The sequence below is a fragment of the Pseudoduganella sp. RAF53_2 genome (assembly GCF_052113985.1).
GTDB lineage: Bacteria > Pseudomonadota > Gammaproteobacteria > Burkholderiales > Burkholderiaceae_D > Rugamonas.
In genome coordinates this window covers 1-7987 of record NZ_JBFRDW010000244.1, presented here as the reverse complement: position 1 = coordinate 7987, position 7987 = coordinate 1, and the positions used below count along the sequence as shown (strand labels likewise).

The 7987-nt window shown below is 64.3% G+C and carries 8 protein-coding genes; 6 read left to right on the top strand and 2 right to left on the bottom strand.

The genetic code is table 11. The annotated features are described in order from the left end of the window. From AB4Z11_RS15675 to AB4Z11_RS15665, 3 genes are all read left to right on the top strand, one after another. The coding region (locus AB4Z11_RS15675) for a M1 family metallopeptidase (protein WP_442026177.1) at window positions 1–1869 on the top strand (1869 nt) is incomplete at its 5' end. Next, window positions 1866–2726, top strand: coding sequence for a hypothetical protein (locus AB4Z11_RS15670; protein WP_442026176.1), 861 nt, complete (start codon window positions 1866–1868; stop codon window positions 2724–2726). The genes AB4Z11_RS15675 and AB4Z11_RS15670, both read left to right, overlap by 4 nt. Before the next feature lie 57 nt (window positions 2727–2783). Then, window positions 2784–3581 (top strand): DODA-type extradiol aromatic ring-opening family dioxygenase, encoded by a 798-nt coding sequence (locus AB4Z11_RS15665; RefSeq protein ID WP_442026175.1) that lies wholly within the window; start codon window positions 2784–2786, stop codon window positions 3579–3581. Between the two features lie 63 nt (window positions 3582–3644). On the opposite strand, the gene ylqF is transcribed toward AB4Z11_RS15665, so the two are convergent. Further along, window positions 3645–4601 (bottom strand): ribosome biogenesis GTPase YlqF, encoded by a 957-nt coding sequence (ylqF, locus tag AB4Z11_RS15660; RefSeq protein ID WP_442026174.1) that lies wholly within the window; start codon window positions 4599–4601, stop codon window positions 3645–3647. Between the two features lie 67 nt (window positions 4602–4668). Beyond that, a complete protein-coding gene (locus tag AB4Z11_RS15655) occupies window positions 4669–5598 on the bottom strand; it encodes a histone deacetylase family protein (protein WP_442026173.1) in 930 nt (309 codons plus the stop codon). Between the two features lie 83 nt (window positions 5599–5681). On the opposite strand from AB4Z11_RS15655, the gene AB4Z11_RS15650 reads away from it, so the two are divergent. From AB4Z11_RS15650 to AB4Z11_RS15640, 3 genes are all read left to right on the top strand, one after another. Further along, window positions 5682–6602, top strand: coding sequence for an AAA family ATPase (locus tag AB4Z11_RS15650; RefSeq protein WP_442026172.1), 921 nt, complete (start codon window positions 5682–5684; stop codon window positions 6600–6602). A 5-nt stretch (window positions 6603–6607) separates the two neighbouring features. Next, window positions 6608–7591: a DUF58 domain-containing protein gene (locus tag AB4Z11_RS15645; protein ID WP_442026171.1), complete on the top strand. Its 984-nt coding sequence runs from the start codon at window positions 6608–6610 to the stop codon at window positions 7589–7591. Beyond that, the coding region (locus AB4Z11_RS15640) for a transglutaminaseTgpA domain-containing protein (protein WP_442026170.1) at window positions 7588–7987 on the top strand (400 nt) is incomplete at its 3' end. The genes AB4Z11_RS15645 and AB4Z11_RS15640, both read left to right, overlap by 4 nt.

Sequence of the window (7987 nt, the reverse complement as noted above, 5' to 3'; positions counted from 1 at the left end):
GTCTACATGCATCTCTACCTGAACGCCTTCCAGAACGCGAACAGCACCTTCTTCACCGAACTGCGCAACCGTGGCGTTGGCTTCCGTTCCGGCGTCGATATCAAGGACGGCGAATGGGGCTATACGGAATTGCGCAGCGTGGCGCAGAACGGCGCGGCCGTGCCGTGGAAGTTCGTGCATCCGGATGGCGGTCCCGAATCCGATCAGACCGTGGTGCGGCTGGACCTGCCGCAGGCCGTGGCGCCGGGCGCCAGCACTACGCTGGACATCGCCTTCTTCGACCAGCTGCCGCGCGTCATTGCGCGTGCCGGCTACTTCGAGACTTTCCACCTGGTGGCGCAATGGTTCCCCAAGATCGGCGTGCTGGAACTGCCCGGCGAACGCGGCGCGACGGCGGTGCGCTGGAATGCGCATGAATACCATTCCGAGTCCGAGTTCTATGCGGATTTCGGCAATTACGATGTGAAGCTGACCGCGCCGAAGGATTACACCGTTGGCGCCACCGGCGAGCTGCAAGGCGCACCCGTTGAWAAAGACGGCAAGCTGACGCACCGCTTTCTGCAGGGCGACGTCCACGATTTCGCCTGGACCGCCGACAAGCGCACCGCCAAGCCGCTGGTCGACAGCTGGACCGGTCCGGGCAGCCCGCAAGTGAAGATCACGGTACTGTATCCGCCGGAGTACGCATCCAACGCGGCACCCGCAATGCAGGCCACCAAGGATTCGCTGACCTGGTTCTCCAACACGCTCGGTCCCTACCCTTACAAGACGGTCACCGTCGTGATCCCGCCGCACAATGCCGGAGAGGCGGGTGGCATGGAATATCCGACTTTCTTCACCGCGGACGCTTACGAAGATCCGAAACCGGGCACGCTTGACCGCGACATGCTGGATTTCGTCACCATCCACGAATTCGGCCACGGCTATTTCTACGGCATCCTGGCCAGCAATGAGTTCGAAGAACCGATGCTGGACGAAGGCTTGAACGAATACTGGGACATGCGCATGCTGCGCGCCGCGAACCAGCCTATCCACGCCAGCACACCTTTCCTGCGCGCGCTGGGCTTCTCGCCGAAGTTCAATGTGTTTGAGTTCGAACGCATGCGCATGCCGCGCGAAGAGCCGTCCGACCCGCTGGGCGAAAATGCTTACGCACGGCTGCAGGGCGTCGGCCCCGTGTACACCCGTACCGCGATCACCATGCACGATTTGGAAGAACAGCTGGGCAAGGATGCGACCGAGCGCGCCTTCAAGGAATACTACAAGCGCTGGAAGTTCCGTCACCCCAGCATTGCCGACCTGCGCGACACGCTGGCGGAAGTGTCCGGACAGCGCGCCCTGGTAGAGCGTGTGTTTGCGCAGCAGGTGTACAGCGCCACCCGCGTGGATGACCGTATCGATAAATTCTCCAGCAAGGAAGTGGTGCCGCAGCCCGGCTACACCATCGAAAAAGGCAAGCGCGTGCAGTTGAGCGAGGACGACGCCGACGACCGGGCGGACGACATCCGCAAGAAGTGGAAGAAGGAACATCCCAATGCCAAGGAAGGCACCGGCCCCTTCCCCTTCCGCACCGAAGTGATCGTGCGCCGCCGCGGCGCCGAAGTGCCGCAGACCGTGGTCGTGACCTTCGCCGATGGCAGCAAGGAAACCGCACAATGGAGCGGCGACCAGCGCTGGCAGAAGTTCGAGTGGACCAAGCCGGTGAAGGCCGTTTCCGCCGAAATCGACGCCGGCCACAAGAACCTGCTGGATCTGACCAAGCTCGATGACAGCCGCACTCTCAAGTCCGACGGCAGCGCCTCGCGCCGCTGGACCTTTGATGCTGCCGCTTTCTTCCAAGCCCTTCTTGCCCTGATAACGACTGTATGAAGCTGACTACCACCATCAAGAATGCATCCCGCACCGCCCTGCAATGGCGCCTGCTCCTGATCTGGCTGGGCGCCCTGCTGCTGCCGGTGTTGCTGGCCGGCGTGCCGCTGTGGGACGTGTTGTCCAACGCTCTGGATAAATCCGTGCATGCGCCGGAACTGGCGAAGGAACTGCCGCTGTGGGCGGTGACGGATCTGATGTCCGAGATTCGCCGTCATGGCGACGCGGTGCACGGCGCCGGCCTGTCGGCGCTGATCCTCACGCTGCTGCTGTCGCCTTTCCTGACCGGCGCGGCGATCACGGCGGCCCGTGCGCATGACACGCCGCGGTTCCGCGAGCTGTTTGCAGGCGGCGTGTCCGAGTATCCACGCATGTTCCGCATGCTGCTGTGGGGCCTCGTGCTGACGGCAGCTGCGGGCGCGCTTGGCGGCCAATTGATGGACCTGGCCGAGAAGCATGCCGACAAGGCCGTGYTGCTGTCGGACGCGGAGCCTTGGAATTACGCCGCCATGGCCGCGATGCTGCTGCTGATCCTGTTCGTCAACGCTACGCTGGATGCGGGCCGCGCCGAACTGGCGATCGACCGCCGCCGCACCTCGGCCGTGAAGGCGTGGTGGCGCGGCCTGAAGCTGCTGTGGCGCCGTCCTGGCGCGGTGYTTGGCGCTTACGCGATCGTCACAATCGCTGGCCTGCTGCTGGCAGCCCTGCTTGGCGCGGCGCGCTTCAATATGGCGGGCGCCAATGTGGTGATGCTGGTGCTGGGCTTCCTCGTCACACAGATTATCGCCCTGATCCTGGCCTGGATGCGTACTACCCGGCTGTTTGCGCTGATGACGGTATCGGCCACAAACAAGTAATGCAGCATTCACAAAATATGCATTGATCTAAAGGTGGGCGAGCCATATATTGATTCCATGAACACTCTGCCCACCTACTTTCTCTCGCACGGCGGCGGCCCATGGCCCTGGATGCGCGAACAATTCGGCTCCGCTTACGACAAGCTGGACGCCTCGCTGAAGGACATCCAGCGCCAGATCGGCGACAAGCCGAAGGCGGTCCTCGCCGTCACGGCACACTGGGAAGGACGCGATTTCCTGATCTCGTCCAGCCCACGCCCGCCGATGATCTACGACTATGGCGGCTTCCCGCCGCATACCTACCAGATCCAGTATCCGGCGCCCGGTTCGCCAGATCTGGCGGCGCGCGTGCAGTCGCTGTTGATCGCGGCCGGACATGCAGCGCACCTCGATCCTGAACGCGGCTTCGACCATGGCACCTTCAGCGCGCTGTATCCGGCCTTCCCGGAGGCGGATGTGCCCATCGTGCAGTTGTCGCTCAAACACGGACTTGATCCGGCCACTCACCTCGCCGTGGGCCGCGCCCTGCGCGTGCTGCGCGATGAAGGTGTGCTGATTGTCGGCAGTGGCCTCAGCTACCACAACCTGCGCGCCTTCAACGCCATGGGCGCGGCGGCGTCGCACCAGTTCGACGACTGGCTGCGCGCGGCGATGGCGAAACCGTCGGCCGAACGTACGCAGGCATTGCTGGATTGGGAATCGGCGCCGTCGGCGCGCATGGCGCATCCGCGCGAGGAACACTTGCTGCCGCTGATGGTGGTGGTGGGTGCGGCGGAGGACGAGGCCGCGTCCGTTCCCTACCATGAAGATGATTTCTTTGGTGCGCTGGCCGTGACCAGCTTCAAGTTCGGTTAGAACCCACGGCGCAAAGCAGGTGGCTGCCACGATGTGGCAGCCACCAGGGTTTGCCGTAGGGTTTTAAGTACCGCGCTTGCCCTTCATGCGCTCGGCCTCTTTCTCGGCGGCCTTGGCGGCGGATGCTTCGGCCTTCACGCGCTCTTCTTCCTGGAACACCGCCAGCGCTGCTGCGCGGGTTTCAGGCGTTTCGAGCGAAATGCGTCCCAGCGCGCCGCTGCGGTAATCCTGCAGCAGCATGTGGGACGCTTTTTCGTAGTCCCAATCGCCGCCGCGCTGGCGGTAGCCGCGCAATTGGGCTACGCGCTCAACCACGGCCACGCCATCCATGCTGGCCATGACGTCGGCATTCAGCTTGTAGCGTTCCTTGACCAGCTGCGGATAGCGCTCCAGCAGCAGCTGCGCCAGCCATTCCGCCACTTCCTCTTCGATCAGCGCATTGGCGCCGATCGCGTGACTGGCGGCCAGCGCCAGGCCATCGCTCGGCATTTCGATCTTGGGCCACAGCAGGCCTGGCGTATCGATGATGGCGGTGTTGATGTCCAGGTAAATCTTCTGCTGGGTCTTGGTCACGGCCGGCTCGTCGCCCACCTTGGCCACGCGGCGCTTGAGCAGCGCGTTCATCAACGTCGATTTGCCGACGTTGGGAATCCCCATGATCATCATGCGCAGCGGCTTGGTCGGTTCGTTGCGGTGTGGCGCCAGCTTGCGCGCCTTGCCGATCACCTGTGCCACGTCGGACTGCTTCTTGGTGGTCATCGCGTAGGCAGTGACAGTCTTGTCCTGCTCGAAGTGCTTGACCCAGGCCGCGGTGGCGGCAGGGTCGGCCAGATCGATCTTGTTCAGGATTTTCAGGCAAGGACGCTGGCGGAACTTGCGCAGTTCCTCCACCAGCGGGTTGCAGCTGGCCGCAGGCAGGCGGGCATCCACCACCTCGATCACCACATCCACGTCCGCCATCTGCTCCGCCGCCTTCTTTTTGGCGGCGTTCATATGACCGGGGAACCATTGAATAGACATGCTCTTGCCTTCTGAATCTGAGGGAAAACCGGCTATTTTACCCTAAAACCGGGTCAGCCCCGAAGCGTCAGATCCCGCACAAAGCCTTCACATGGGCTGCCACGCTGCGTCCCAGCGCGGACAGGTTATAGCCGCCTTCCAGGCAGCTGACGATGCGCCCATTGGCGTACAGGCGGGCGATTTCCATCACCTGCTGCGTCATCCAGGCGTAGTCCGCCTCGACAAGCCCCATGCCGCCCAGATCATCCTCGCGGTGGGCGTCGAAACCGGCCGAAATGAAAATCATCTGCGGCCTGAAGGCATGCAGCGCAGGCAGCCATTTTTCCTGCACCAGCTGGCGGATCACATCGCCCTTGGTCCCGGCCGGGACCGGCACGTTGACGCGGTTCGGCGTTTCCGTCAGCACCGGCGTGTAGGGATAAAACGGATGTTGGAAGAAGCTGACCATCAGCGCACGCGGCTCGTTCAGCAGCGCTTCTTCCGTGCCRTTGCCGTGATGGACGTCGAAATCGACGATGGCCACGCGCTCGATGCCGCGCACTTCCAGCGCATGCTTGGCCGCGATGGCGATGTTATTGAACAGGCAGAAGCCCATCGGCTCCGTGGGCCGCGCGTGGTGGCCGGGCGGACGGATGGCGCAGAAGGCGTTGTCGATTTCGCCGTCGATCACCGCGTCGGTGGCGGCGACGGCGGCACCGGCGGCGCGCAAGGCGGCCTGCCAGCTGTGCGGATTGAGCGAGGTATCGCCATCGATGGGGTAGTAATCGCCGCTCTGCACCGGCAGATGGTCGCGCACGATGGCGATGGCGTTGGCCGTGTGGTTGCGGGCGATATCGGCAACGTCGGCCAGCGGCGCATCGCGGTGGTCGATGAAGTCGTCGATCTGGGCCGCGATCAGCTGGTCGGAGATGGCTTGCAGGCGCGCAGGGCATTCTGGATGCCAGTCGCCCATTTCGTGGCGGCGGCAGTCGGGATGGCTGTAGATGGCTGTGCTCATAGTTTTCTTGTGGGTACTACTGCGTCTCCGCGCTTTCTCGCATAAAATCCCCCGCAGGGCGAATATAACAACAGGATAAACTCATGTACACAAAATTGCACGCCGTCGCACGCCAGGTCAGCCAGATCATCGTTGGCAAGGACTTGCAGGTGCGCCAGTCCCTCGCCTGTCTGCTGGCCGGTGGCCATCTGCTGCTGGAGGACGTGCCCGGCGTCGGCAAGACCACGCTGTCGCACGCCCTGGCGCAGTCGCTGGGCCTGCAATTCAACCGTATCCAGTTCACCAGTGACCTGCTGCCAGCCGATGTGGCCGGCATTTCGATTTACGAGCGCGAGAAAAACGGCTTCGTGTTCCACCACGGCCCGATCTTCACGCAGGTGCTGCTGGCCGATGAGATCAACCGCGCCACGCCGAAGACCCAATCGGGCCTGCTGGAAGCGATGGAAGAACGCCAGGTCTCGGCCGATGGCGTCACGCGCGCCCTGCCCGTGCCCTTCTTCGTAATCGCTACCCAGAACCCGACCCACCAGATCGGCACCTTCCCGTTGCCCGAATCGCAGCTCGACCGTTTCCTGATGTGCCTTTCGCTAGGCTACCCCGATGCGCAAGCCGAGCGCGCCCTGTTGATGGGCGAAGACCGGCGCGCCATGCTGAAGGAACTGCAGCCGGCCATGACGCCGGCCGAACTGGCGGAAGCCCAGCAGGGCCTGCGCCAGATTCACGCTTCGCCGGCCCTGATCGATTATGTGCAGGCGCTGGCCCAGGCCTCGCGCCAGAACGGCTCCTTTGCCGAAGGTCTGAGCCCGCGCGCCGCGCTGGCCCTGCTGCAGGCGTCGCGCGCCTGGGCCGCGCTGGAAGGCCGCAACCACGTGATGCCGGAAGACGTGCAAGCCATGCTGGTGCCGGTGTGTGCGCACCGGCTGCGTCCCGTGAAGTCGGCGCATGGCGTGGCGCTGGCCAGCCGCGAGCTGGTGCTGCAGCTGCAGAAATCCGTTCCGGTCTGAAGACCATGATCGCCGCCGCCCGCAGGATGGCCGACCGCTGGCTGTTCCAGCTCAAGGAAACCGAACCCGGCGAAGTCACGCTGGTGATGCGGCGCGTGTTCATCCTGCCGACGCGGGCAGGCCTGGCCTTTGTGGGCCTGCTGATCATCATGCTGATCGGCTCCATCAACTACACCCTGGGTCTGGGCTTTGCGCTGACCTTCTTCACCATCGCCTGCGCCATCGCCGACATGTATATGACGGCCAAGAACCTGGCCTTGCTGCGCCTGCGTCCCGGACGCGCCCAGCCGGTGTTTGCTGGCAGCGAGGCGCAGTTCGAACTGCATGTGCTGAATCCCACGCCGCGCGAGCGTTACGCCGTCTGGCTCGGTTTCCAGCAGGATGGCGAACCGCGCCACGTGGTCGATGTGCCGAAGCGCGGCAGCGCCGTCGCCACGCTGGCCCTGCCCGCAAAACAGCGCGGCTGGCTGCAGGCGCCGCGCGTGCGCCTGTTCACGCGTTTTCCGCTTGGCCTGTTCGGCGCCTGGAGCTACTGGCAGCCGGACCTGAAAGTGCTGGTCTATCCACAGCCCGAACCGAACGCGCCGCCGCTGCCGACACAGGGCGCGGCCAGCGAGGATGGCCACGGCACGGTGGGCCTGGATAATTTCGGCGGCGTACGCAGCTACCAGCCGGGCGATCCGATGCGCCACCTGGCCTGGCGCCAGATTGCGCGCGTCGATCCTTCCATTGGCGGCAATCTGCTGACCAAGCATTTCGAAGGCGGTGCGGTCGCGGAACTGGAACTGGACTTCGCCCAGCTCCCGCCACATCTCGATCTGGAACTGCGCCTGTCGCGCATGACGGCCTGGGTGCTGGAGGCTGAACGCCGCGCCCTGCCCTTCTCTTTCCGCATCGCCCATCATCACTATCCGCCCTCCAATGGCGACGCCCATCAGGCCAGCTGCCTGCGCGCGCTGGCCCTGTACGGAACGGAGGCCTTCGCATGAGCAGCCCTCCACCAGGCATCGCTGAACGGCGCGGTCCGCATCGCGGCGCGGGCAGCCGTTCGCGCGACGAGGGCTCGTCATGGCGCGTGGTGGCCCGGCGCCTGACGCGCGACAAATCCGACACCCTGCTGCTGCTGCTGTCGTCGCTGCTGGTGATCGCGCCCCACTTCGAGCATCTGCCGCTGTGGACTTGCGGCACCGTGTTGCTGACCCTGGCCTGGCGCGCCGTCATCACGATTCGCGGCACGCGCATGCCGCCACTATGGCTGCTGCTGCCGATATCGATTGCCGCCATGGCGGGCGTGATGTATTCCTACCGCACCTTGCTGGGCAAAGACCCCGGCGTCGCCATGCTGGCACTGCTGCTGGCCTTCAAGCTGCTGGAGATGCATGCGC